General features: G+C 46.8%; 19 protein-coding genes. 7 read left to right on the top strand and 12 right to left on the bottom strand.

Annotated features, from left to right (window positions below; all coding sequences use genetic code 11):
* Positions 1-325: 325 nt before the first annotated feature.
* The 3 genes from RIG68_RS15150 to RIG68_RS15140 all read right to left on the bottom strand — a co-directional run bounded on the left by RIG68_RS15150 (position 326) and on the right by RIG68_RS15140 (position 3,569).
* Positions 326-622: a hypothetical protein gene (locus tag RIG68_RS15150; RefSeq protein ID WP_350123853.1), complete on the bottom strand. Its 297-nt coding sequence runs from the start codon at positions 620-622 to the stop codon at positions 326-328.
* Positions 619-1,554, bottom strand: a complete 936-nt coding sequence (locus tag RIG68_RS15145) for an IS110 family RNA-guided transposase (protein WP_350123850.1) — start codon at positions 1,552-1,554, stop codon at positions 619-621. Before RIG68_RS15145 ends, RIG68_RS15150 begins: the two co-directional genes overlap by 4 nt.
* 452 nt (positions 1,555-2,006) lie before the next feature.
* The gene (locus tag RIG68_RS15140; RefSeq protein ID WP_350123847.1) at positions 2,007-3,569 is read right to left on the bottom strand and encodes a GH3 family acyl-acid amido synthetase; all 1,563 of its coding nucleotides are present in this window, start codon (positions 3,567-3,569) and stop codon (positions 2,007-2,009) included.
* 97 nt (positions 3,570-3,666) lie between these two features.
* Between RIG68_RS15140 and RIG68_RS15135 the strand changes: the two genes are divergently transcribed.
* The 3 genes from RIG68_RS15135 to RIG68_RS15125 all read left to right on the top strand — a co-directional run bounded on the left by RIG68_RS15135 (position 3,667) and on the right by RIG68_RS15125 (position 6,319).
* Positions 3,667-4,350, top strand: a complete 684-nt coding sequence (locus RIG68_RS15135) for a YggS family pyridoxal phosphate-dependent enzyme (protein ID WP_350123844.1) — start codon at positions 3,667-3,669, stop codon at positions 4,348-4,350.
* A gap of 40 nt (positions 4,351-4,390) precedes the next feature.
* The gene (locus tag RIG68_RS15130; RefSeq protein WP_350123841.1) at positions 4,391-4,786 is read left to right on the top strand and encodes a DUF423 domain-containing protein; all 396 of its coding nucleotides are present in this window, start codon (positions 4,391-4,393) and stop codon (positions 4,784-4,786) included.
* A 561-nt stretch (positions 4,787-5,347) separates the two neighbouring features.
* Positions 5,348-6,319, top strand: coding sequence for a DUF4382 domain-containing protein (locus RIG68_RS15125; RefSeq protein ID WP_350123839.1), 972 nt, complete (start codon positions 5,348-5,350; stop codon positions 6,317-6,319).
* 77 nt (positions 6,320-6,396) lie between these two features.
* On the opposite strand, the gene RIG68_RS15120 is transcribed toward RIG68_RS15125, so the two are convergent.
* The 7 genes from RIG68_RS15120 to RIG68_RS15090 form a co-directional block, all read right to left on the bottom strand.
* Positions 6,397-9,324, bottom strand: a complete 2,928-nt coding sequence (locus tag RIG68_RS15120) for a PD-(D/E)XK nuclease family protein (RefSeq protein WP_350123837.1) — start codon at positions 9,322-9,324, stop codon at positions 6,397-6,399.
* Positions 9,321-12,629, bottom strand: coding sequence for a UvrD-helicase domain-containing protein (locus RIG68_RS15115; protein ID WP_350123834.1), 3,309 nt, complete (start codon positions 12,627-12,629; stop codon positions 9,321-9,323). Before RIG68_RS15115 ends, RIG68_RS15120 begins: the two co-directional genes overlap by 4 nt.
* Before the next feature lie 120 nt (positions 12,630-12,749).
* Complete coding sequence (locus RIG68_RS15110; RefSeq protein ID WP_350123831.1) at positions 12,750-13,298, bottom strand: REP-associated tyrosine transposase; 549 nt, start codon at positions 13,296-13,298, stop codon at positions 12,750-12,752.
* Positions 13,299-13,499: 201 nt separating this feature from the next.
* Complete coding sequence (locus RIG68_RS15105) at positions 13,500-14,519, bottom strand: hypothetical protein (protein ID WP_350123828.1); 1,020 nt, start codon at positions 14,517-14,519, stop codon at positions 13,500-13,502.
* Complete coding sequence (locus tag RIG68_RS15100) at positions 14,519-15,640, bottom strand: MBOAT family O-acyltransferase (RefSeq protein ID WP_350123825.1); 1,122 nt, start codon at positions 15,638-15,640, stop codon at positions 14,519-14,521. The genes RIG68_RS15105 and RIG68_RS15100 overlap by 1 nt, the downstream gene beginning before the upstream one ends.
* 618 nt (positions 15,641-16,258) lie before the next feature.
* Positions 16,259-18,181, bottom strand: a complete 1,923-nt coding sequence (locus tag RIG68_RS15095; RefSeq protein WP_350123822.1) for a sensor histidine kinase — start codon at positions 18,179-18,181, stop codon at positions 16,259-16,261.
* Between the two features lie 3 nt (positions 18,182-18,184).
* Positions 18,185-18,565 (bottom strand): DUF8788 domain-containing protein, encoded by a 381-nt coding sequence (locus RIG68_RS15090; RefSeq protein ID WP_350123819.1) that lies wholly within the window; start codon positions 18,563-18,565, stop codon positions 18,185-18,187.
* 186 nt (positions 18,566-18,751) lie between these two features.
* On the opposite strand from RIG68_RS15090, the gene RIG68_RS15085 reads away from it, so the two are divergent.
* The 3 genes from RIG68_RS15085 to RIG68_RS15075 all read left to right on the top strand — a co-directional run bounded on the left by RIG68_RS15085 (position 18,752) and on the right by RIG68_RS15075 (position 20,169).
* Positions 18,752-19,126: an iron chaperone gene (locus RIG68_RS15085; protein WP_350089550.1), complete on the top strand. Its 375-nt coding sequence runs from the start codon at positions 18,752-18,754 to the stop codon at positions 19,124-19,126.
* Between the two features lie 179 nt (positions 19,127-19,305).
* A complete protein-coding gene (locus tag RIG68_RS15080; protein WP_151998739.1) occupies positions 19,306-19,710 on the top strand; it encodes a heme-binding domain-containing protein in 405 nt (134 codons plus the stop codon).
* A 3-nt stretch (positions 19,711-19,713) separates the two neighbouring features.
* Positions 19,714-20,169 carry a heme-binding domain-containing protein gene (locus RIG68_RS15075; protein WP_350123815.1) on the top strand — a complete coding sequence of 152 codons (456 nt, stop codon included), beginning with the start codon at positions 19,714-19,716 and terminating at the stop codon, positions 20,167-20,169.
* A 7-nt stretch (positions 20,170-20,176) separates the two neighbouring features.
* Here the strand turns inward: RIG68_RS15075 and RIG68_RS15070 are convergent, their stop codons facing one another.
* Together RIG68_RS15070 and RIG68_RS15065 are read right to left on the bottom strand one after the other, a co-directional pair.
* Positions 20,177-21,472 (bottom strand): enolase C-terminal domain-like protein, encoded by a 1,296-nt coding sequence (locus RIG68_RS15070; protein ID WP_350123812.1) that lies wholly within the window; start codon positions 21,470-21,472, stop codon positions 20,177-20,179.
* 237 nt (positions 21,473-21,709) lie between these two features.
* Positions 21,710-22,819 (bottom strand): DegT/DnrJ/EryC1/StrS family aminotransferase, encoded by a 1,110-nt coding sequence (locus RIG68_RS15065; protein ID WP_350123809.1) that lies wholly within the window; start codon positions 22,817-22,819, stop codon positions 21,710-21,712.
* Between the two features lie 491 nt (positions 22,820-23,310).
* Here RIG68_RS15065 and RIG68_RS15060 point away from each other — a divergent pair, with 491 nt between their 5' ends.
* On the top strand, positions 23,311-23,523 hold the full coding sequence (locus tag RIG68_RS15060; RefSeq protein ID WP_350123806.1) for a hypothetical protein: 213 nt from the start codon (positions 23,311-23,313) through the stop codon (positions 23,521-23,523).
* The last annotated feature ends 291 nt before the right edge of the window (positions 23,524-23,814 follow it).

Here is a 23,814-nt window from a genome sequence, read left to right as displayed (position 1 = left end):
ATTTCATCTTTATAAAATTTAATTTTTAGCGGCCAGATGGAATAGCCCAAACCCTTTGAGAATGAAAGTCACTTATCTAAATGCCTTCATTCATTTCGCTGGGTATGGCTCTCCTTATGGCTATTTCATCTGTATATAATTTCGTTTCGATCAAGTAGTAAAGTATCCATAACAAGGTTAAGAGAGTAAATTTTCATCTTCGTGCTCCCTCCCGATGAATCGGGATTGGCTACATCGTTGGGTGCTTAACCTGTTTGTTAGACCAATTTCATGTACAGGCTGTCATTGAAGACGCTCCAGTAACAGACCGGCCTTTTAAAATTCTTTAAGCTGCAGAAACCAAATCGTAGCCTAGCTCTTTTAGTTTGGCTAAGTGTCTTTTGATCTGCTTCTTGTTTCGTTCAGCGCTGTCGTGCAATTGAGGCTCCTGGTACTCCTCCTTGTTTTTCAGGACATGGTAGGCAGCGATAATGATTTTGTGACCGACTGCTACGAGCGCTTTCTTTTTGCCTCTGCGTGCAATTAAACTTTGATATTTGCGCTTCAGGTAGCCGTCTTTCTTTCTTGTCGCTCCCCAACCACATTCCACCAAAAGAGACTTCAGGTACCGGTTTCCTTTCACTGTTCTTGTACTTTTTTTTTACCCGCACTCTCGTTGTTCCCCGGGCTCAGCCCTGCCCAACTGCTCAAGTGGTGCTCATTAGGGAACTGATCCATATCTACTCCTATTTCACTTACAATGCTGATGGCGCTGTCTTTTCCCACCCCATCGATGGTTTGCAGCAAGTCTATTTCTACAGCATACTGAGCAGTGGCTTGGTCGATATGTTGCTCCAGTTCTCCAATGATCCCTTCTTTTTCCTCAATGCTCTTCCTGATAATATTGAGCATAAAACGATGATGGGCTGTTAATTTTCCCTCAAGGGCTTTACGGATGTCTTCTCGGTTGGCCTTTACCTTCCCGTGAATGTGCTTCATTAAATCATCCACATTGGTCTTGCCATCAATGATATCATTGATGATTTTACTACCAGTGGCACCATGAACTTCGGTAAGTACAGTGCTGAGTTTGATATTGGCATCTTCCAGTATCCTTATCAATCTGTTCTTCTCACTGGCTACGTGTTCTACCTGGCGCTTTTTGTACCTGACAAGATCCCGCAACTCCCTAATGTCTCTTGGAGGAATAAAACTTCCTCTTAACAAGCCAGCCAACAATAGCTTGCTGATCCATCTGCTGTCACGTTTGTCTGTTTTGTGTCCCGGCACATTCTTCACGTGGCGGGCGTTGACCAGAATGATTTCAAAGTCCTCTTCCAGTATGTTAAATACCGGCTTCCAATAAACGCCTGTGCTTTCCATTGCTACATGGGTAACTCCCTGGCTCTTGCACCAATCTCTTAACTCTGTCAAAGAACTTGTGTAGGCTTCAAACTCCCTGGTTTGGTAGTCATTCTGCCCTTTGCTGATCGTCGCTACGATCACCGCCTGATGTACGTCAAGGCCACATCCGACCTTTACTATTTGCTCAAAAGCTACTTCTTCTGTTTTCATTTAACTTTCAAGGGTTTCGATAACCCTTGAAAGTTACTAAATATTCATTTTCGTTCGGGTGTGCTAAAGTCGCTCATGGAGATTTCATGTGTATATAATTTATTTCTCAGCGGCCACCGGTTCGCCGGTGCGATGGAATAGCTTTTACCAATGAGAATGAATATTTAGCTTTTCGATCCACTTATTCATCGTTCCACGCCGGTTCCGTTGGGTATGGTATTCCCTATGGCTATTTCATCTGTATAAAATTCACTTTTTAACGGCCAGATCGGTCGCTCGGCGAACCGCCGCCGAAGCGGGAATAGCCTGTACCATTACGAAATAGATCTTAGTCTGCTGACAGGTTATTCATCGTTCCACGCCGGTCCGTTGGGTAGGGTATTCATTATGGCTATTTCATGCTTTGACAACACCAGGAAAGCTCAAAGGTTGGGTTGAAGGGTGATTTCTTTTCAGCCACCTTTCAATTCCACATTCTCCTCCAGCAAAAAGGTCTTCCAGCTTTCCAGCTTTTCCTTTTTCAGTACCCGTGGAAACTTGTGTTGACCACCCTCTTTACCCTGTGCTTTCATCCATTTGTAGAAGAGCTGCGATGGAATCAGCTCCACAAAAATCTCTTTAAGCGCAGCTGTACGTTCCACCTTGTAGTCGTCGTTAATCTCCTTCAGTTTGGCATCAAGCCTTTCTTTGAACAGCTTTGGGTCGGTTTCGTCTTCAATACCGATGTACCACCGATGTGCAAAAAGCGACCCGTACTTTTCGCCGGTGACAGTAAACTCCTTCACCCTTATATTCAGCTCATCCGACACCAGCTCCACGGCCTTGTTCATATTGTCCATCGACAAATGCTCGCCGCAAAGGCTGAGGAAATGCTTCGTCCGGCCGGTGATCATGATCTCGCAGTCGTCTTTAGATACAAACTTGATCGTGTCGCCAATCAGGTATCGCCAGGAACCCGAATTGGTCGAAATAAGCAGTGCATACTCCTTGCCTTCCTCTACCTCGTCAATTTTGTAGGTATGCGGGTTGTCCACCATCTCCCCATCGGCTGTGAAGTTGGTTTCGTTGAAAGGGATAAATTCATAGAAGATGCCGTTGTTCAGTACCAGTCGCATTGACTTTGAGAAAGGGATGTACTGGAAGCCAAAGAAACCCTCAGAGGCCAGGTAGGTTTCCATGTAAATAAGGGGTTTTGCCAGCAACTTTTCAAAGCTTTTCCGATAGGGATCCATTGAAACACCCCCATGAACGAAAATGGTAAGGTTAGGCCAGATATCGTGAATGGTTTTGACTTTGTAATGGTCAATAATCCTTTCCATAAGGATTTGAAGCCACGCAGGCACTCCTGAAATGATGCCTATATCCCAATCCTTTGCCTTTAAAGTAATCTCCTCAATTTTTTCGTTCCAGTCTCTTGTTTTGGCAATTCGCTTACCTGGCTTATAAAAATGCTGAAACCAGAAAGGAATCTGCCCGGCAGTGATGCCGCTTAAGTCACCCTCAAAATAAGACCCATTTCGCTGAAGCTGCGTGCTGCCACCAAGCATCAATATGCCGGCAGAAAACACCTCGTCAGATACATTGTACTTGGACAGCGTGAGAATTTGCCTGATGCTGGTTCTCTGGATGGACTTGATCATGTCCTTAGTGACAGGAATGTGCTTCGACGCCGACTCAGAAGTACCCGAGCTAAGTGCAAAGTACTTTACCTTTCCCGGCCAGCACACATCCGGCTTTCCCTGCATCAGTTTATGCCACCAATTGGCATACATGCTGCTATAATTATGAACGGGAATGTTTCTTTTGAACTCGTCGTAAAAGTGATCGCTGTGTTTGTGCTTGAAGCTGGTAAGCAGTTCATTGAAATGGTAAGCCTGGCCAAATTCCGTGCCTCGGGCCTGTATCAATAATTTCCTCAGCTCCATCTTCTGAAGGTCGGCCGGAAACGAGTAGTCCTGCTCCAAACTCTCCCTCAGTCTAATTCCCTTCTTTAATAGCTTTCCTATTATCTCCATAAACCGGCAGCAATTGAATTTAATTAGAAAGTTACACAACAAAACATGGAATCAGTAACTCCCTTGATTAATTTTGGATTACGAAAATCGCTAGAAAATGGATATTGATATTGGCAGAAATCTTCAAACTTTTTTACGCACCATCGATCAAAGTAAAGCAAAGCTCGTTGCTGTTAGCAAAACAAAACCGGTGAGTCTGGTGATGAAGGCATACGAGGCCGGCCAAAGGGAGTTTGGTGAAAATAAGGTGCAGGAGATGGTAGAAAAGCATGAAGAGATGCCAAAAGACATTCACTGGCATTTGATTGGGCACTTGCAAACCAACAAGGTAAAATATATTGCTCCATTTGTCCATTTGATTCACAGTGTGGACAGCGAAAAACTACTGAGAACCATCGACAAGGAAGCGAAAAAAGCCAATCGTGTGATCGACTGCCTGCTTCAGGTGCATATTGCAGAGGAAGAAACCAAGTTTGGGCTGTCGGATGAAGAAGTGAAGCTGCTGGTAAGCCAGGAGGTAGTAGACGGCCTGCCTAACATCCGCATTGTGGGTCTGATGGGCATGGCGACCAACACGGAAAGCGAGGAACAGGTTAAAAAAGAGTTTCGTCATTTGAAGGCGCTTTTCGAAGAATTGAAATCGACAGTTAATCACGCAAGAGTTACCATGGCTGAATTATCCATGGGCATGAGTGGGGATTACCAGCTTGCCATTGAAGAAGGCAGCACCATGGTGCGTGTGGGAAGTGCCATTTTTGGTCAAAGGAATTATTCAGCCTAAATCGTAGTTTGTCACAACACCACCCAGCAGCAGATCAATCATGTCAGATTCAGTGAACAAGGAAGCCAAAAGAACCCTTATCGTAGCTTCGGTCTTCGGGGCGCTTGCTGTGGGCATCGGAGCCTTCGGCGCACACTCGCTCAAACAACATTTATTAGAAATTGGCCGGTTCGATACCTTTGAAACTGCCGTTCGGTATCATTTTTACCACACATTCGCCTTGCTGGTGGTTGGCTTGCTCCAATTGCGCTTCAATAACAAATACCTCCGTTGGTCTGCCAATTCTTTTCTGGCTGGCATCCTGCTCTTTAGTGGCTCTCTTTACATACTATGTCTGGCCCCCAATCTGGCTTATTTGGGCATTATTACACCCTTTGGTGGCTTATTCTTTATTGCAGGCTGGCTTATCACTGCTTTTGGCATCAGCCGCCAATAAACCTTCAAATAGTTTTTTGCCCTTTTATAACAGCTAACCCTCCGCTCGTCTGATAAAAGAAAATATTTAGACTCAAATATGAATAATTTAATTTTTTTTTATACTTTTCGTATAACATAAATGACTCAACTCCGTTAGAGTCATGTAGGTTGTTACTGAAATTGGAAATAGGTAGGCAATCAAAAGAAACTAACTGTTAAACAGTATATATGAATCCATTTGTTCACCAAGGTGAACGTCCCAGCTATGGAGTATAAAAGTTAAGGTTAGGTTGATTAGTATTAGTTGTCATAAAAAGTCTTCCCCTTTGGGGAGGACTTTTTTTATTTACCCTGTTTGAATTCCACTTCTTTGATTCTTTATCTGAAGTCGCTAAAAGATAGTCGTCAGCTGCAAAATTGACTTGACCAGTCATAAAAATCTATAAATCAACAACTTAAGTAACAATTACTTCAAGGCATTTGTTATAAAAATATAACTATTTTTATATTTTTTAATACTTTTCCTCAACAACAGTAACTTAAGCCCGTTGGTAAGAGGGTAAACCAAAAATTAAAAGCTATGTGGAAAAGAAAGAATTCAGTTATGTCAATGTGGGCCACCGGCCTTCTTTCGTTAAGTGTTTTAGCATTTACAGGCTGTAACAATGATGACGGTGAAGAAGACCTGGGTGAAGGTACTATGGAAATACAAATGACCGATGCGCCAGCGGACAATGACAACATAGATGCTGTCTTTGTGACAGTAACAAGTGTTAAAGTTGACGGCCAGGTGGTGGATGGGTTTGAGGGACCAAAGACGATTAATGTAATGGCACTTCAAAACGGAAAGACTGAAATGCTGGCCACTGATAAGTTTACTGCGAAATCGTATGAGAACATCACATTGGAGATTGATTCTGAGATGGATGAAGATGGAAATTCTCCCGGATCGTACGTTGAGATGGCTGATGGCACGAAGAATAAGTTAATGAGCAGTGACGGAGAAAAGGCTGAATATACATTCAAAGGTAGAAGCCGTGTGATGGCCGATGCAAAGTCTACAGTTGTGCTTGATTTTGACTTGCGAAAGTTCATCAGAGAGTCTGACACAGGAAGTGCCTCGAGCTTCAGTTTCGTTAGTAAGTCAGATTTGGAAGGCTACCTGATGTTTGCCGACGAGGACAATTCGGGACGTGTGAAAGGGAATTATAGCGGACAGATTGATACTGACGAAAAAGTCATTGTCTATGCTTATAAAAAAGGCAGCTTTAACGAAAGCCAGGAAGCAGATGAAGACGCTGACATCCAATTCAAAAAAGCAGTTTCATCTACTGAGGTCAATGGAGGATTGACAAAATCTTTCAGCTTCTACTTCCTCGAAGAGGGAGATTATGAGTTCCACTTTGCTTCATACAAAGAAAACAATGCCGGTGAGATGGAGCTTTATGGGCTGATAGACGCCGAAAGTGAGACAAATGCCGATCTGTTGGATAATGTAGAAGTACAGGCTGGGGTGGAGATTACCCTTAACATTATCGCCGACGGCATTTAAAGATAAAGGTTAGGTTGATTAGTATTAGTTGCTTAAAGCCCTTCTCCAATGGAGAAGGGTTTTTGCTTTTTTGTCTCTTAATCCCTGTGACAGATTGAATTGTAAGGGCAGTTCTTACACTTTTTCATGTCTTCTGTTTGATTGAAAGGCGTGGTTTGATCAAATATTTCCTCAAGCAAGCCATTTAATCCAGCCACAAATTCGGGCATAAATGGCTTGATGTCCTGCACAAGGGTTCCTTTTCCCCGGGCACCATCGGCTTTCAACTCCAGCTCTACCTGGAAATTGTCGTTGAAAAGCTCCCGGCTATTGTACAGTCCGGCAAGCACTTTGATGTCTTCGGCAACGGCATTTTTGTCGAGATAGAGCATGCCGTAGTAGAAGGTTTGCATGGCAGCCTTGTTTCGTTTAGGGTGCTCCCGATCAAAAAGGGTCTCGATACCATAAAAAACCTTATTGTCTGCACCACTTTTGTAATCCATCACCCGCACCAGGCCTTCTTTGCGGTCGACTCTGTCGATGATGCCTTTGAGCTTTGCCTTACGTCCGCCCGTTAGCTGAAAGTCAAGCGGAAGCTCATCCAACTCAAGTCCCAGAATTTCAAATGGCGCATAGTTCTCATCGTTCGTTAGTATCTCCATTGTCAGCTTTCTCGCAATTGACTGAGCGATCAGGTTCCTGCCCTCGGCTTTGAATTGCTTGCCATTCCCGAGGCTGTAGTGCATTTCAAAAGCCTTTTGCAATGCTTCCGGAACGCCTTTTCTTATGCCATCGAAATCGCTCTTTTCAATTTCCGAAGACCCTTTCTTTTCTATAAAGTCGGCGTACAAAAACTCCAGGGCATGGTGAAGGATGTTGCCGAAAACGGCCGGATCAATCTCTGCCTGCACTTCTTCGGGCTCGTAGAGCCTGGCCACGTGGCGGAAGTAAAAACGCAAACGGCAGTCAAGGTAGGTGTTGAGGGCAGAAGGAGACAGCCTTTGATGATCTGACGATTCGTCGTCGGTCACCAAAAACTCGCCAAGCCTTGCCAGCACCTCATTCGTCTTTTGAATAAGGATCGGTTGAGGTACGCTGATGGCCACATCACTGCTGAGCGATTTGTATGTAATGTGCTCTCCATGCACCGTTTCGTACCTGAGCTGATAAAGCAGGCGGCTCTGTTCTCCTTTCAGGTTGGTCTCATTACTGGTGTTGTGCAAGAAGGTGATCTTCTCCGCCCTTTGGAGCAACCGGTAAAACAGATAGCTATAGAAAGCATCCTGTTGATCGAAAGTCGGCAAGCCAAACCCTTTGCGCAGGTTATAGGGCACAAACGACTGTGTAGCTGCTTCAGCCGGCCAGTTGCCCTCGTTCATGCCCAGCACAAACACCTGTTTGAAGTCGAGATTCCTCGTTTCGAGCACGCCCATCACCTGTAGGCCTTTGAGTGGTTCGCCGCTGAAGGGAATACGCACTGACTGCGCCACCTTTCGGAACAGCTTCTGGAAAAGGGTTACCTCGGGTGTGTCGTTGCCCACAAGTAGCGTTTTCAATCGCATCAGCTGCTCATGAAACTTGATGATATATTCTTGTTCCAGGTTAGCCTGTTCCGGGTCATCGCTTGCTGATTCTTCAGACTGAAGCACCCCATAAAGCAGGTTCAGCAGCTCCAGCAGGTGGTCGAGAGGGCTGGCGGACGAGAGAAACAATGTTGTGATCAAGCTACCACTTTCACCAAAATCAGCCTTATCGAGTGAAATGATATTGTCCTTTTCTATTCGGTAGATGAGATTGCCTGCTTCCCTGGTTGCGGTGGAGAAAACATAAGGATGCCTTAAAATCGCCAGAACATCCCTGTATGAATAGGCTTCGAAGGCAATGTCTCCGTCTCTCTTTGTCCTTGTATTCTTTCGCAAGTCTAGCACGGCATCCAGCAAGCCAAAAAGTGGTGTATCCTTCAGCGGATAGCCCATGGTGATGTTCACTTGCTTCACTCCTTCCGGTAGCGAATTGAGTACCGGGAACAGGAAATGCTCCATGGGCATCACCACTACGGTTTCCTCCGGCACCCAGGCAGGATCATTCGCCAATTCTTCCAGCCTTTCACCCACGTATTTGGCTTGGCCTATTTCCAGCGACACCCCAATAGCATCAATCTGTTTTGGTTTTTCGAAATTAGCCGGAATCTCCTCCGGGAAGGTTTTGCCCAACAGCGTATCCTCTTTGTATTGTCTGAAAAACTGCCCTGACTCCTGCTGTTCCGAACGGACGTAGTAATCGTCCATGTCCCAGAAAATGCGGGCGCTAGTCTCCCGTACAAAATATTTGAGCACCTCCTCCTCAGCCGACGTTAATGCGTTGAACCCGGCGAACCAAAACTGCGAGTCGCCCTGTTTTGGGTCGAAGGTATCTCCCTTGCAGGCTTCAGCAATACTGCGGTATACCATCCCTTTGTAAGCCAGCTTTTTGTCCTGGAGTCGCTTGCGGTAATCCTGATAAATAGGCACCAGCAGCTTCCACGTTTTCAGAAAATGAAGCTGATCGCCTTTCGCCTGAGGCATAAAGCTTTTCCAGAACGACTGAATCACTTGCCGCTCCTCGTCGCCCAGGTAGGCAAAGGCTTCATCCAGCTCCTTCTGTGTTTGGATGCTTTGAAAGAGGTGACCCGGCTCCACGAGGTACTGGTCGATGTCCTCAAAATCGCCCACCAATACTTCGCCCCAGAAGAAAAACTTCTCCAGCGATTCAGCTTCAGGGTTGACCTTGCGATAGGCACTGTACATCTCATACACTAGTGTGAGCTTATCGGCGATCTGTAAATCTGTGTACTGAAACAGAAAGTCCTCGAGGCTGTAGATTTCCGGCGCCCACACGGGGTTTTTGATCTTGCGAGCCAGCGCACGACGCAGGAACAAGCCCGCCCGGCGGTTGGGGAAAATAAGTTTTACCTTGCCCAGGTCCTCTCCTCCTTCGGCGATGAGCGCATCGGCAATCTCTTCCAGAAATGTTGGCTGCTGGCTCATGCTACCTGATTGATTCTTAGTTCGTCGATATACACCAGGAAGCCAGTTACTCTTGCATAGCCCATGCCAGAGAGCAAACTCACATATTCCGTTGCCTGCCGGATATGGTTGTTGGAAGGCATCCCGGTCTTGAATTCTATCAGCACGGCTTCATTGTCTTTCAGTAGTACTCTGTCGAAACGTCGGATGTCTCCACTCATGGGAAGCACAGGGCTTTCAGTTCGCACTTCCCATTCTCCGCCATACCAGCCTTTCATTTCAGGCAGGTCGAACAGCTTTTCAAGCTGTCCCCGAATAGATGCTTGCTCATCCTCGTCCATTGGCTCCAATGGCAAGAGGTCGGTCAATACTTTTTGGAGATCGTCCTGATGGCGGATATGTGAAAGCAGCCGGTGATAGACCGTGCCTCGTTGGGTGGAGATGAGGCTTTTCTCCCTGACACCTTCATCGAGCGTGCCTCCTTGCAAGCGGATGCTAAGCCGGTTGCGCCAATTGGTGGAAAGGTAGTTTTTTAAGCCAACTGTCGGTTGCCTGTCTCCTATTTGCTCGTCGTCGTACAATGGTAGTCCACCAATTTGCACTGAGTAGCCTGCCACATCTACTTCCGGCGCAGGTGTGATAGCGAAGTCCTCTGTAGTCTCGTCGAGGAAAAGCTTGTACAGCAAGTCCGATACTTTGCTGATGCTATAGCCTCCACTTTTATTGAATTTGGGCAAGGGTGCATAAATATAAAGCGCCTCTTCAGGCCGGGTGAGGGCTACATAGAGCAGGTTGAGGTTGTCGAGGTAAATCTGCTTCTTTTCCTCGTAGTAAGCCTCGGCAAAATACGTGGCAGTCAGCTTGCTGGAGTAACGCACCGGATAATAGGGCAGTCTGTCGAAGGGCGGAACGGCCGGGGCCTCACACCACAGCACCTCTTCCAGCTTGTGGTCAAAGTCCCAGCTGCAGAAGGGCACCAGCACCGCTTTGAACTCCAGTCCCTTGGCTTTGTGGATGGTCATGATGCGGATAGCATCCTGCTCTTCCGGCACCTGCACGCTCCGTCGGGAGCCGGTATCGGCCCACCACTGCAGGAAGGAGCCCACATCGCCACGGTTGTTTTTGCTGTACTCCAGCAGGGCATCCTGAAAACCCTGGAGGTAAGGAAACTCTCTGTGGTAGGCCGTTAAACCAAATAAGCCAATCAGCCTTTCGGTAAGCTCGAGCAAAGGCACCTTCAACAAGGCGGGCAACTGCTTAATAAAGTCAGCTGGCAGCAACTGCTCAAACTCCGCCAGCTTGTCTTTGTTGCCAGCCCAAATGAACAACTCAGACAGTCCGGGCACTGCCTTTTTAGTAAGAAAATGATGGTATTCGTAGACTAGCTGTGCCAGGGCCAAGTTGTTCTTTGGATTGTACAAATGGCTGAAGGCAGACAAAAGCAACCGCACCACCGGCGAAGCACCGAGGTATAGCGACTCAGGTGAAATCACGTCGTAGCGTTTCTTGCCTGTGGCCGTTTCCTTTTTCTCCAGTAGCGCTTTCGCCACCTTCCGGCCTTCCTCTGCCCGTCTCACCAGGATGCAAATGTCCCTCAGTGCGTATTTGGGTTGCAGGTCTTCGATGGTTGTAATCGCCTCCTGAATCGCTTTTTCATCCCAACTCCCTGTTTCCTCTTCCGCTTCCTCGTCATCATCGGGATTGTCACTTTCAAACCACTGCAACTTTATCAATCCCCCGATTTTATTTTCGTTGCCCTGCCCCTGGGCGGCTTCGTGGTACGACAGGCGAAAGCGCTCCAGCTCCTTTTCTACCCGTACCTTCATGGCGTCATCAGGAATAGACGAAGATCCCTCCAGCAGCAAATCGGCCAGAAAGTTGGGAGCCAGTTCAAAGAGCTTATTGTTGAAGTTGATGATGTTGGCATAGCTGCGCCAGTTATTCTGAAGCTGTTCGGCCTGAGTATAAACGTCACCAATGTCGTTGGCTACCTGGTCGAGCAGGAGTTGGGAGTCGCCGCCCCGCCAGCGGTAGATGGACTGCTTCACGTCGCCCACCACCAGGTTTTTGTAGCCTTGCGCCAGGCTGTTTTCTACCAAAGGTCGGAAGTTGCGCCACTGAAAGCCAGAGGTGTCCTGAAACTCATCGATGAGGTAGTGCCGGTAAAACGTGCCTGCCTTTTCGTAGATATAGGGCGTTTCGTTGTCGCCAATGATGCGGTTAAGAAAGTCGGGCGCATCGGAGATGAGCATAACCTCTTCGTCATCCCGGTAGTCGCCGAGGTTGCGGCTCAGGTCGGAAATGATGCCCAGCGTATAGAGGTAGCGCATGACCTGGCTGGCGCTGTTGTAGGCCAGGATATTGCGGTCGTGGTAGTCGATCATGCCATTGTAGGCAGCCAGAATACCGCCCTCAAGGGCTTGCTCTAGCTGAGGCCTGATGTTGCTGGTCTTTGTGATCCAGGCATCGAGGTTGTCGGTAGCGGCCCGGCGGGTGTCAGAAATTTCGTATTCGTTTTTGGCAAACTTGGCAAACAAGCCCGCTGGGCCACTGCCACCTCTGCTAAAGTCGGCAACGGTTAGCTTGTGCTCCTCCAGTATCTTATCAAATTTGGCAATAAAGCCCTTCACCGTGTTTTCGAAAACAGCCTGCAGCTCCTGCATGCCTTTCATGAACAGTTGTACCCGGTTGTCGTCTTTGGCGACTTCGGCCAGCATGGGCGCTACCACCTTGAATCGTTCTTTGAACAGCTCCCGGCCCAGGCTGCGGATGTCTTTGCGGATGTCCCACGACTTGCCCTGCTGCAGTTTGTCTTCCGCAAACTGTGTGAGCCAGCGGGTAAGCTGGGGATTGTCGCCCACCTCCAGCAGCATGCGGTCGATAATCTCATCAAGCACCTTTTCCTGGTCGAGCTCCAGGGTAACGCCTCCCTGAATGCCCACCTCCCGGGCAAAAGCCCGCAGCACCCGCTGGAAGAACTTGTCGATAGTGCTGACATTGAAATGGCTGTAGTCGTGAAGAATAGCTGTGAGGCATTCGTCGGCTTTTTTGCTCAGCAGCTGGTCGGTGATGCCCAGCGCATCCCTGATCTCTGCCCGCAGCCCTTTGCCCTCTCCTTTGCGCAGCATGTCGAGGTTTTGAATGATGCGGGCCTTCATTTCAGCAGTGGCCTTGTTGGTGAAGGTCACAGCCAGGATATGGCGGAAGTAGCTGGGAAACTGCAGCGCCAGCAGGATGTACTCCCGGGCCAACGTATACGTTTTGCCCGACCCGGCGGAGGAGCGGTAGATGATGAAGGATTTGGGGGATTCGGGTAGTTGGGTCACGAGGGTAAATATAGGGTGGTGGAGCAGCAATATGAAACCTATACTGAACTCTCCCGCAAGTTTAGCGACAGCGTAACTTGTGGGTTCCCCAAATCAAGCTTTCAGCTTGCTTTTCAACCATCACTCAATAAACAAAATTGGTAATAGCCCTTTCCCTCCCGCATAGTCAATAGCGCTGCTGTATTTGTATTCCTGTGGTTCCCAGCAAAAGCCCTCCTTTACCGGATTTTGATGGATATAGTCCAGCTTTTGATCCATCATTTTATTCGTTGATAATTCAATAGGATTATTGTTTTGCTGCCAGAACTGATAAGTCTCATTATTAGAGTTTTTCTTCCCGGCCCCCTCTAGCATCCATAGTATCCATTCACGCCTACTCTCTTGAGGATTATCTGAAATGGCCTTGGTTATTTCTTTAGAAGTATGTCGTTTGTGATCCCTCAAGATGTATTCAATCTTATCCTGCCGTGAACCAATGATCAAATGCACATGACTTGTCATGATGCACCAAGTATATATTTCAAGTCCCTTATTCTCTATGCAGTACTTAAGGCTTTCGACAACAATATCTTTGTAAACAGGTCTGATTAAAACATCAATCCAATTTACCGTAGCATAACTGACAAAATAAAGCTTTGACTGATCCCTGATTTTATAGTTTCGGCTCATACCGTTTAAATGTATAGCTAAAATATCGTACCAGTCTCTTGAAACCAAGGAAGAAGTCCCCAAACAACGATTGTAAAGGAAGCTGAAAGCTTAACGAATAAATGCCATGGTTATAGCCCTTTGATCATTATCCAAGCGGCGAGACGCCGAAATAAGCAACCCTACCAGGGAGACCCTTACAGGACGAGGAAATAAATAGCCTCAATTGCCCAATACGACTTCATTAAACTTCTCTCCCAGCTTCTCAGAAAAAAGTATTGCTCCATTGAGGTTCATGTGATTTGTGCTTACGGAATTTTGCACATCAAAGAAACCTGGGTACTCAGCTGGGTTTGACAAATCAATGAAATGAAATCTTTCCGAAAGGTGCTCCTTAATAGATATCAAGTATGAGTTTTCCTCATAACGGCTAACCGAAAGCGACTTTGGCGAAATCAAAAACACAATAGTAATGCCCCTTTCGCTACATCGATTTGCCAACTCGGCGTAGGCATCGATCAGAAAATCTTCAGCTTCAAATTTTTTTCGAATACTACGACTCTGTTCAATTCGTTTCTCAGCCAATCTCTTCTCCTGCGCCAGAGCCCACATACCAACATCCTTCATAGACGCCGTATCTAACGCCAATGCATTAAAACCATTGTTTTCTACCTCATCCAAACTTCTAGAAATAAAGTAGCTTTCGATAGGAGATACTTTTAGTCTGCTCTTAAAGAAATAGGAAACAGCCTTCTTAAAGTGGTCAATTTTGCCCTCTCTGTTTCCATCGGCAGTAACAATTAATCTGGTCAACAATACAAAGTCACTAAACGTAAAATAAAACCTGCCCCTCATAGACTCAATCTTCCGATCCATCTGTTCAAAATCGACGAGCCTACCCATTTCGTAAATCACGTATTTAGTATCGTCGAAATACCCCTCCCGCAACATGCTGTTGAAAATGTTGAACTTTTCGTTGCCAAACATGCCCCCAACACCAAAGTTGAATGACTTAAGGCCGGTAATCTCATCAAAAACAGCAGGTGAATGGTGCATTTGCACCAGACTGGAACCAAACGTCACTACATCATATTTGCTCTTGTTCTTTTCAAAATATTCCCGTTTAGCAAAAAGTAAATCAGCCATTTCGGGAGAATCAGTACTGATCAGCAAATCCATACCAAAAGCGGCCAGAATGACTATCAAAACACCTATGGAAACCTTTTTTAAAAACCTTCTCATCAGAACTGAAAATATATATAAGGCTGCGTTTTATCCATATAGTTGGCAATCCACGTAAATAGCAGCAAATAGGCAGGCCACCTGAAGGCTGAAGGCCACCTACTACCTGCAAATGGGTGCGGAATCGTTCTGGTCATCCATTCAACTAAAAGAAAAATAACAACGAAAGCTAAGCGGGCGAACTGCTCATTTGGCATAGTAGCCAACCAATCCCATCCTCCTTCTGAGAACATCTGCTTTATAAATAAAAGAGCTCCGGAGACTGAGTCGGATCGAAAGAAAATCAAATGAAAAAACAAGATTAGGTTAAGTAAAAAGATATCAAGTAAGTCACCCAATTTTGGAACCGGCGAATACCTCTTTTTTGAATTAAGAAAAACTCTGGGGATAAAATATACGGCCAGGCCTGCGAAGGCAATGACGTAAGTCCAGCTTGGACCATGCCACAAGCCAATGAGGAAGAAAGTAAATAGATATACTAGCCAAACCCTGAAAGGTGTCTCGCCATACTTCTTAATCATTGGAGTAAAAACATAGTCACCAAACCACCTATTCAATGTGATGTGCCAGCGAGTCCAAAATTCCTGCATAGATCTGCTGAAATATGGATAGTCGAAATTTGCACTCAAGTGGAACCCGAATAGTTTAGCTACTCCTATCGCCACCAAAGAATACCCCGCAAAATCACAGTAAAGCTGAATCATAAAAAAGAACTGCCCCAAAACAAGCTGAGGAGAGGAGAGTGTCATATATTCTTCATATGCATAGTCAGCTTCAACAGCACATGTCCCTGAAATAACAACTTTCATGAAAAGTCCCCACAGCACCATTTCCAAGCCCTCTTTACCACTCTGGTAGTCAAACACTCTGCCTTGGTTGAATTGAGGTATCAGAGATTTAGCTTTCTCTATTGGGCCTGCCACTAACTGCGGAAAAAAAGAAACAAAGCCGAAAAAAGAAATCCAGTTTCTTTCCGGCTCAATTCTGCGTTTATAAACATCGAGTGTGTACCCCAATGTTTGAAAAGTGTAAAAACTAATCCCGACTGGCAACACAATATTGGCCGTCACTAAACTTAAGTTAAAACCAAAAGCAGACACCATTGCGCTTAAGTTTTCCACGAAAAAATTATAATACTTGAAAGCACAAAGAACCCCGATGTTAATAAAAACGCTTAGCAATAGTAATTTTTTTCTATTCTGGGCATTCGTGGAGTCGTGAATTAACTGTGAAATTGCAAAATCGGCACCCGAACTTATTATTATTAAAGACAAGAATCTCCAGTCCCAAAAGCCATAGAAAAAATAGCTGGCAACAAGAAGGAATAAATTCTGGTATTTTCTTTTCTTACCTAAAACAAGCCAATAGAAGAGAAACGTGATTGGCAAAAACAAAAATAAAAAAGTCCAGGAATTGAAAATCATTAATAAACTGGATGGGTTGGTTCAGTGCTAACGAGAATGGTTTCCTCGTAATAAAGAGGAAAAATCTCGCTATTATAATTAAAAAAACTCAACCCGCTTAATCAAATTACCCGAGGGGTCGATCAAACATATCTGTGCCTTTTTCTTTCTTAGGATTTCCTGACTGCCAGAAGGAAAAGGCACACTTGTTTGGTCATGTTTACAATTATGCCAGGTGAGCCCAACGTCTGAAATAATGATACTAGCATATGGGGCAAATAGAGGGCTTGGTGGGCAGTATGGAATCTTCACTTGCCTGACTGACTCACCCACTTTTTATTCCGCTGCACCCCCCGCCACCGGCAAATACACCCTAAACGTAGTGCCCACTCCCTCTTCGCTTTCCACTTCAATGCGGCCTTTGTTCATGTCCACAAACTCTTTGACAAGGTTGAGGCCAAGCCCTACTCCTTTTTCACCGCCGGTGCCCCAATGGCTGCGACCTGCGTCGAAGCCAAAAAGCGTCTCCATTTTCTCAACCGGGATACCAATGCCGGAGTCCGAAACTGTAATAACACACTCGTTGCCTTCTAAGCCCAGTGACAGTCCCACCGTGCCTCCTTTTTTGGTGAACTTCAGCGCATTGTTGAGCAGGTTTCGGATGATGGTGGACACGCTGTTTTTGTCGGCAAACACATTGACAGTGTCGGGTAAGTCGCCGGTGAGGGTGATTTGCTTAGAAGCAGCCATATTTTCGATCATGCTTAAATTATCCTTACACAGCCTGGTAAGATCAAGCTCTTCCGGCTTGTTGGGAAATTTCCCCTGCTGGCTCATGGCCCAGTGCAGCAGATTATCGAGCAGCGCAGATAACTCGATGGCGGACTTATCAAGCATTTGGCTGATCTCAACAAGGTCACTGGTGTCACCACTTTCGAGACTAAGCTCAATGAGTCGCACAAAGCCATGGAAATTACCGACCGGCCCTCGGATGTCGTGCGAAATAATCGAGAAGAATTTGTCTTTCGTATTGTTCAGCTCTTCAAGGCGATCCCGCTGAGAGGCAATAATTCTCCTTCTTTCTCTTGAAATTATAATGGCCCGGTTCCGAAGCTTGTACAGCCTGAATAGCACATACACCAGAATCACAACCAGCACCAGCACAGTACCGACCGCTATCAGAACGATCCGCTGGTTTCGGGCCTGAGCTTGCAATAGATCCACTTCAATTTGCTTCTGCCCTACCTCGAACTCGGTTCGAAGATCGGCCATTTCCTGAATCACATCTTCGTTTTTTATGCTATCCCGGTAGGTGATGTATTGATGCAAATAAGTGTAGGCCTTTTCGTGGTCACTCGTCTCACGATAGAGCCCGGAGAGCCTGAGGCTGGCATCACGAACTCTTTCCTGAAGACCGTCAGCTTCAGCATACTGCAGGGCTTCTTGCAACAATTTCTCTGCACTTTTGAAGTCCTTCTTTTGCAGATAAATATCCGCCATTTCCGTTTGAAACTCCGTAATGGCATATGAATCACTCAGTCCTATCAGTATTTGAATGGCTTCAGACAGGAACTGTTCAGCCTTTTCAGCAGCGCCTGTCCTGGCATAAACAAGGCCGGAATTTCCCAGATTGTAAGCCTTCCCTACCAGAAAATTCTTTCGTTCATAAATCTGACCAGACTCGTCGAAGAAGAACAGCGCACTGTCGTAGTTGGCTATCCGGTAGTATTCATAGCCGGTATTGAGCAAGGAAGCCGCCAGAGTAAGCGAGTCGCCAGAATCTCTAAGTATACCAATAGCTTTCCTTTTGTATTTGATTCCTTTTACATGGTCGCCCATATCACCATAAACACCCGCAATGGACAAAAAAGCCCCACCTACTCCAGTCTGATAATCGCCCTTCTGGGCCATTTCGACACTTTTGAAATACTCGGCAATAGCCAGATCAAAGTCGCCCTGAAACTTCAGCGCATTGCCCTTTTGTAAATGCCCTCTATGCAACCAAACGTAGCTGGAGTGCCTTGTGGCAAGCTCAATCAGCCGTTCTGCGTACTCAAGCATCTCGCCTGGCCTGGTTGACTGGAAGGCAATGCGTCGCAAGATTTCAAATTTGGCTGAGTCGGGCACAGTGGTGGTTTCCAACACCTGTATAAGACTATCGGCTTCGTGTTGATCCTGGGCAGAAGTGGCGGCACAAAAAAAGAGGTGGAGACCCGCAGCACATAAGCAGGCCCTCCAAATTGCAAACTGTTTCCACATTTTTCAGGTATTCACCTTAATATCGGGATCCAGGGTATAGGTATTTCCATTCGCCTTAAAGCCGATGGTATAACTTTCAGATTTTCCAGGCTCATCTCCAACGATACCCGCCCAATTTGGACTTGAAGGAAGCGACTTGAATACACCAACAGCGCCCCCCAGGTAGGCAAATGAGCTGATCGCTACTGCTGAAGTGTTGTTTTTCGAAGAAATATGAAATATGACGGTATCGCCTGGATTTGCATGCACGGTAAAATCGGTACTCGACCCGGCGTCAGCATCAAGGCATGAGTCGTAAAGCAGGCAGGCAGCCGCTGGTGATTGAGATGGGTCTGACGGCAGAGCGTCAGTGTCTATCACCAACGTAACATGAATAGTTGACATAAGATTAGCTGTATTGAAATGGTTAGAAATAAAATAATGCTCTTAAATCTCTCAATAAAAAAATAGAAATCAATATTAAATTCCCGGTAATACCCAATTGAACCGATTTACTTCCTGTTTCCAAAAACAAAACCATTGATGTCCAATTCATTATCTTTCGTTTGTCGTTGACAAAACCGACACCCGATGGCACCACCTAAAGCACAAAACATCGACGAGTACATTTCAAACGCCCCGGAAGCGCTTCGGGAACGACTGTTCCAACTACACGATTGCATAGTGGCCGTAGCTCCTGCTGCCGAGCAAGGCATCAAATGGCGCATGCCAGCGTATACCACCAAGAGGATTCTAGTCACCTGGGCTGCTTTCAAAAAACATATTGGGTTCTATCCAACACCCTCCGTGGTCGCCGCTTTCGCCAACGAGCTGAAGCCTTACAAGACTGCTGAAGGCTCCGTGCAATTTCCACACGGTCAGGAGTTGCCACTTGACCTGATCAGCAAAATGACCAGGCTGAGAGTAAAAGAATGTGAGGAAGAAGATGCTAAATGGAAGGTGTAGTCGTCACGCTGAAAACGTCATCCCATGGATCGGTATCTTGCTTTTCTGGCTAAAATGAAGTAGCAATGATAGAATGGAGGTTCAAATCAAAGTGGAAAGTCGGGCATCTGCAATTTTTTGATGTACGGATGTTCATACAGACCGATATTTAATATATTAGGGTAAAAAACCTACGTCATATGAAAAGATTTACCCTACTTGCCGGAGTTCTCCTGCTGTTTGCAGCTTCAGGAATGGCTCAGGAAAAAGAACCTACAAAAATCCTGCTGGTGCCCGAGGCTGATGCTGGAAAAACATTGGCCTTCACTCTTGAAGCGATGTCGGTGATTGAAGCAAAATGTTTGGGCTGCCATTCTCCTTCAGGAAAAAGCGATAAGGCCAAAGAGAAGCTACAATGGGAAAAACTACAAACCCTGAGTGGCGCTGATGCCATGGCGATGCTCGATGAAATTTTAGAAGTGCTCGACAAAGGAGAAATGCCTCCTGCCAAAATGGTGGAGAAGTATCCAAATATGAAACTGACTGAAGAAGAGTCAGCGAAGTTGCACAAATGGGCGGAAGCTTCGCTCGCTAAATTGGAATAAACATTGATTAAGAAAATAGTCTTAGGCATTGGAGTCCTCTTTGTAGGACTCCAGTTTTTCAGAGGTACGCCACCTGAGGTGACTGCCGAAAATCCAGATGACCTGCTTGCTACTTCGCAAATTTCGTCGGAAGTGAGTTCACTTTTCAGGACTGCGTGTTACGACTGCCATTCTAACGAGACCCGGTACCCGTGGTACTCTTATATCACGCCAGTTTCATGGTTCGTCTTTGACCATATCAGTCATGGTAGAGAAGAGGTGAATTTCTCAGAATGGGCGAGCCTCAGAAAGAGCAAAAAAGTGAGGATTCTAAAAGACCTGGCCGAAGAGGTAGGCGAAGGTAAAATGCCACTGGAATCGTACACAATCATGCATGGAGATGCGCAGTTGACCAAAGAGCAAAGGGATTTGCTCGTCAACTGGGCGGAGAGCTTTTCGGCAGAAGTGATGAAGGAATAAATGGTGTCTACCACCTTACCTTCTTAAATTCCCAGTCAGGAACCACCTTTCTCATTTCCACCAGGTCGTCACGTTTGGTGAGACCGCATTTCAAATAGTTTTGATGAAGCTTTTTCAGCGCCTCCTGGTCTATTTCTACACCTAGTCCAGGGCCGGTGGGCACCTGCACAGCACCCCCTTCGAACTTCATTCGCCCACCTGCGATTACCTCCTCCGACTGCCACGGATAGTGGGTGTCCAATGCGTAAGGAACCTCCGGCAGTGCAGCACCCAGATGTACCATGGCCGCCAGGGAAATACCCAAGTGGCTATTGGAATGCATGGACAACTTGCGCCCGAATGTCTGGCAGAGTTTAGCCAGCTCCATCGAACTGCGCAGCCCTCCCCAAAAATGGTGGTCGCTAAGAATGATGTCTTCAGACCCCATAGCAATGCTGCCAGGAATGTCCTCAAAGCTGGTCGTGCACATATTGGTGGCCAGCGGCATTTTCAACGCCTTTCGGGCTTTGGCCATATCTTCCTGTCCACGAACTGGGTCTTCGAAGTACTCCAGAATACCCTCCATCTTTTTACCATATTCGATGGCCGTTTCGAGCTTCCAAATGGCGTTAGGGTCGAGACGCAGGGGCACATCCGGGCCAAAGTGATCGTAAAGCGCCAACATTGCCGCCACCTCTTCCGCAGGCGGAAAAGCGCCTCCCTTGAGTTTGATTGACTTATTTCCGAATTCTTTCACCATGGCTATGGCCTGTTCAACGATGCCCTGAGGAGTAATTGCCTCGGCCTGCCGGGCAGCATCCCAACCTGTAGCTTTGGGGTCAGTACCAAACGCTAGTTCACCGCCAGCTCCCTCATATTTATAAAAAAGGTAGGCCGCAAATGGCACCCGATCTCTTCTTTTTCCTCCCAAAAGATCAACAACTGGTCTGCCGAGCACCTTGCCTTGAATATCAAGGCAAGCCACCTCAATGGCACTGAACACATGCACAATCTTGCGCTGATCCCACGGAGCGTCGCCACGCTCTGAGGTAGTTTCCTCATCAAAGTGGCTTTCTATGGCGTCTCTTATCTGATTGAGTTGAAAGGCGTCTTTTCCAACAATAAGCTCTCTTGCTTTCTCAAGCGCCTCGTTGGTGTCGGTAGTGCCTGGAATCTCGCTGATGCCAACAATGTTGTCGTTGGTGACAATCTCTACAATGGTTCGCAAGGCATACGGTGCGTGCAAACCAGCGGCGTTAAGTAGCGGCGGGTCGACTGTGGCAATGGGGGTGATGATGATGTCTTTGATGATGGGGCCTTTCATGGGAGGAATCAGAGAATAGTTAATGGTAATATGTTTTGAGTCAGATAGCTGTTATTGACCATCCCCAAATACGGTTGACCAATTTGTCTAACTTATCTCTATCGGACAAGCCGGTTTAGTTGATATTCGGACAGTCAGATCGTGACACGCTCAGATGGTCAAACAGCACACCGGAGATAACGCAGGTACGACAGTGCCGACATGAGCGTCGGGATGTATCACAATAGGCAAGTTAAGTTAGCCGTTGCTCGTTTGCTTCAACACGCCATGGATCGCACCTATCACTTTTTGTTTTTGCTGTAGGGTAAGATTGGAGCCAGAAGGAAGACAAAGTCCTTCTTTGAATATCCGCTCCGAAACCCCATTCAGGTATTTCGGCGCCTCGTTATACACCGGCTGCATGTGCATGGGCTTCCAGGTCGGGCGGCATTCTATATTCTGTTTTTCAAGCGCCAATCTAATGTCTTCCCTGGTGACTTTACCTGCTTTTTCAGGATTAACCAATATCGTAGTCAACCACCGGTTTGAAAAATGCCCCGGGAGCTCAGAAAGAAATGAGACGCCCGTGTACCCTGACAGTTCCTGTCTGTAAAAGTCGTAGTTGGCCCTCCGTTGCTGTACCCTTTGTTCCAACACCTCCAATTGGCCTCGTCCAATACTGGCGCAGATATTGCTCATGCGATAATTGTACCCTACCTCGGTGTGCTCATAATGGGCGGCTTGCTGACGTGCCTGAGTGGCCAGGTAGGTGGCTTTCTCCACCCACTTCTTTTGAGGCGACAGCAATGCTCCACCGCCAGATGTGGTGATGATTTTGTTGCCATTGAAGGACAAAACACTGACGTCACCCAGGCTGCCGGCAGGTCGGCCTTTATAGGTAGCCCCCAGCGCTTCGGCCGCATCCTCTATAAGGAAAATGTCGTATTTGTCTGCCACTTGCCTGATTTCATCTCCTTTGGCAGGCATGCCATACAAATGCACATAAATGATGGCCTTGGGCTTCTTCCCCTTCTTGAGTCTGTCCACTATTGCTTCCTCCAATAGAGCAGGATCCATGTTCCAGGTGTCCGGCTCACTATCCACAAAAACGGGCATGGCACCCTGATAGAGAATAGGGTTAGAAGAGCCGCAAAAAGTAAAAGACTGGCAAATCACTTCGTCGCCACGCTCCACGCCAGCGATAATCAATGCCAGATGGACACCAGCCGTACCGGAGCTAATAGCGGCCGCCGGCACGCCCACCAACCGCTGCAATGCTCCCTCAAAGGCATTCACACAAGGGCCTACGGGTGCAATCCAGTTAGAATCAAAAGCTTCCTTGATATAGTCCAATTCTTTGGTTCCCATATGAGGAGAGGATAACCAGATTTTTTCAGAGGGATTCGACATGCGGGTTGGAAAATGGATTATTTCAAAAAATTACTCAAAGTTAGTAATTGTTTTGAAAGGAGGAAGAAAGAAAACAGGATACATCAGCCAAAAAGTAGAAGAAAAAGCATGAAGTGGTCTTCCTAATTGCATTCGTTGGAATTTAATTACGTCCACACCTTACAACCGGTATCAGCGTGCTACCTCTCCTCCGGGGCGTTATTGCTAAGGAAGTCAACAGAATACCCAGGCATGATATCGCAGAATTTCTTGTTGTGTTCAAAGAAAGTTTGTAAAAAATAGCAGTACCTACGAACCACACCCCTAAGCCGGGCATCTGTGTCAAGTTAACGACCTCATCATCTTACTCCATTTTGGCCTCTCACCTCCTATGCCATGAAGTTGTGGCTCGGCCGAAGTTGGACTTAAGAAAGGATTGCAGTAGGGCGTGGTGCACACAGCGGTAGCTGGTGGCAACACATGCGGGGCTGGTCGAAAGTAAGTTGACCGCAGAGGGAGCAGAGGGATTAACGGCCTCCGGGGAAGAATGCTTCGGGGGATTAGGAATTGAGAAGGTTGGAGACGGGAGTCAGGAGACCGAAGACGGGAGACCGGAGTCCGAAGTTGGGAGACAGGAGTCAGAAGACGGGAGTCGGGAGACCGAAGACCGAAGACCGGAGTAGGAAGACGGGAGTCGGGAGTCGGGAGACCGGAGTAGGAAGACGGGAGACCGGAGACGGGAGTCGGGAGTCGGGAGACGGGAGACGGGAGGCTGGAGATCGAAGACCGAAGGAAGGCGTCGGTACGGCGAGAGGCATTTGCGTTGGGGCCGTCGGTTATGTTCAGTTAAGTGTGTCATTTTTTAAAAGTTGGGTTCAAGTCTTTCGGGATATGTCATAGTTAGTATACTTATCACCTTGGTCCATGATACCGGTCTGGACCATTTCTTTTGAACCTTTGAACTGACTAAATAA

The organism is Imperialibacter sp. (genome assembly GCF_040222385.1).
Classification (GTDB): Bacteria; Bacteroidota; Bacteroidia; order Cytophagales; family Cyclobacteriaceae; genus Imperialibacter.
Note: the sequence above shows the minus strand (reverse complement) of the source record. Positions and strands in the feature narration are given on the sequence as shown.

Bases quoted from the DNA above. Each gene is read 5' to 3' on its own strand.
- RIG68_RS15065 (WP_350123809.1), bottom strand. From the start codon at position 22,819: ATGGGAACCAAAGAATTGGACTATATCAAGGAAGCTTTTGATTCTAAC.
- RIG68_RS15085 (WP_350089550.1), top strand. From the start codon at position 18,752: ATGGCACCACCTAAAGCACAAAACATCGACGAGTACATTTCAAACGCC.
- RIG68_RS15140 (WP_350123847.1), bottom strand. From the start codon at position 3,569: ATGGAGATAATAGGAAAGCTATTAAAGAAGGGAATTAGACTGAGGGAG.
- RIG68_RS15105 (WP_350123828.1), bottom strand. From the start codon at position 14,519: ATGAGAAGGTTTTTAAAAAAGGTTTCCATAGGTGTTTTGATAGTCATT.
- RIG68_RS15135 (WP_350123844.1), top strand. From the start codon at position 3,667: ATGGATATTGATATTGGCAGAAATCTTCAAACTTTTTTACGCACCATC.
- RIG68_RS15125 (WP_350123839.1), top strand. From the start codon at position 5,348: ATGTGGAAAAGAAAGAATTCAGTTATGTCAATGTGGGCCACCGGCCTT.
- RIG68_RS15145 (WP_350123850.1), bottom strand. From the start codon at position 1,554: ATGAAAACAGAAGAAGTAGCTTTTGAGCAAATAGTAAAGGTCGGATGT.
- RIG68_RS15090 (WP_350123819.1), bottom strand. From the start codon at position 18,565: ATGTCAACTATTCATGTTACGTTGGTGATAGACACTGACGCTCTGCCG.
- RIG68_RS15095 (WP_350123822.1), bottom strand. From the start codon at position 18,181: ATGTGGAAACAGTTTGCAATTTGGAGGGCCTGCTTATGTGCTGCGGGT.
- RIG68_RS15130 (WP_350123841.1), top strand. From the start codon at position 4,391: ATGTCAGATTCAGTGAACAAGGAAGCCAAAAGAACCCTTATCGTAGCT.
- RIG68_RS15070 (WP_350123812.1), bottom strand. From the start codon at position 21,472: ATGAAAGGCCCCATCATCAAAGACATCATCATCACCCCCATTGCCACA.
- RIG68_RS15110 (WP_350123831.1), bottom strand. From the start codon at position 13,298: ATGAGCCGAAACTATAAAATCAGGGATCAGTCAAAGCTTTATTTTGTC.
- RIG68_RS15080 (WP_151998739.1), top strand. From the start codon at position 19,306: ATGAAAAGATTTACCCTACTTGCCGGAGTTCTCCTGCTGTTTGCAGCT.
- RIG68_RS15120 (WP_350123837.1), bottom strand. From the start codon at position 9,324: ATGAGCCAGCAGCCAACATTTCTGGAAGAGATTGCCGATGCGCTCATC.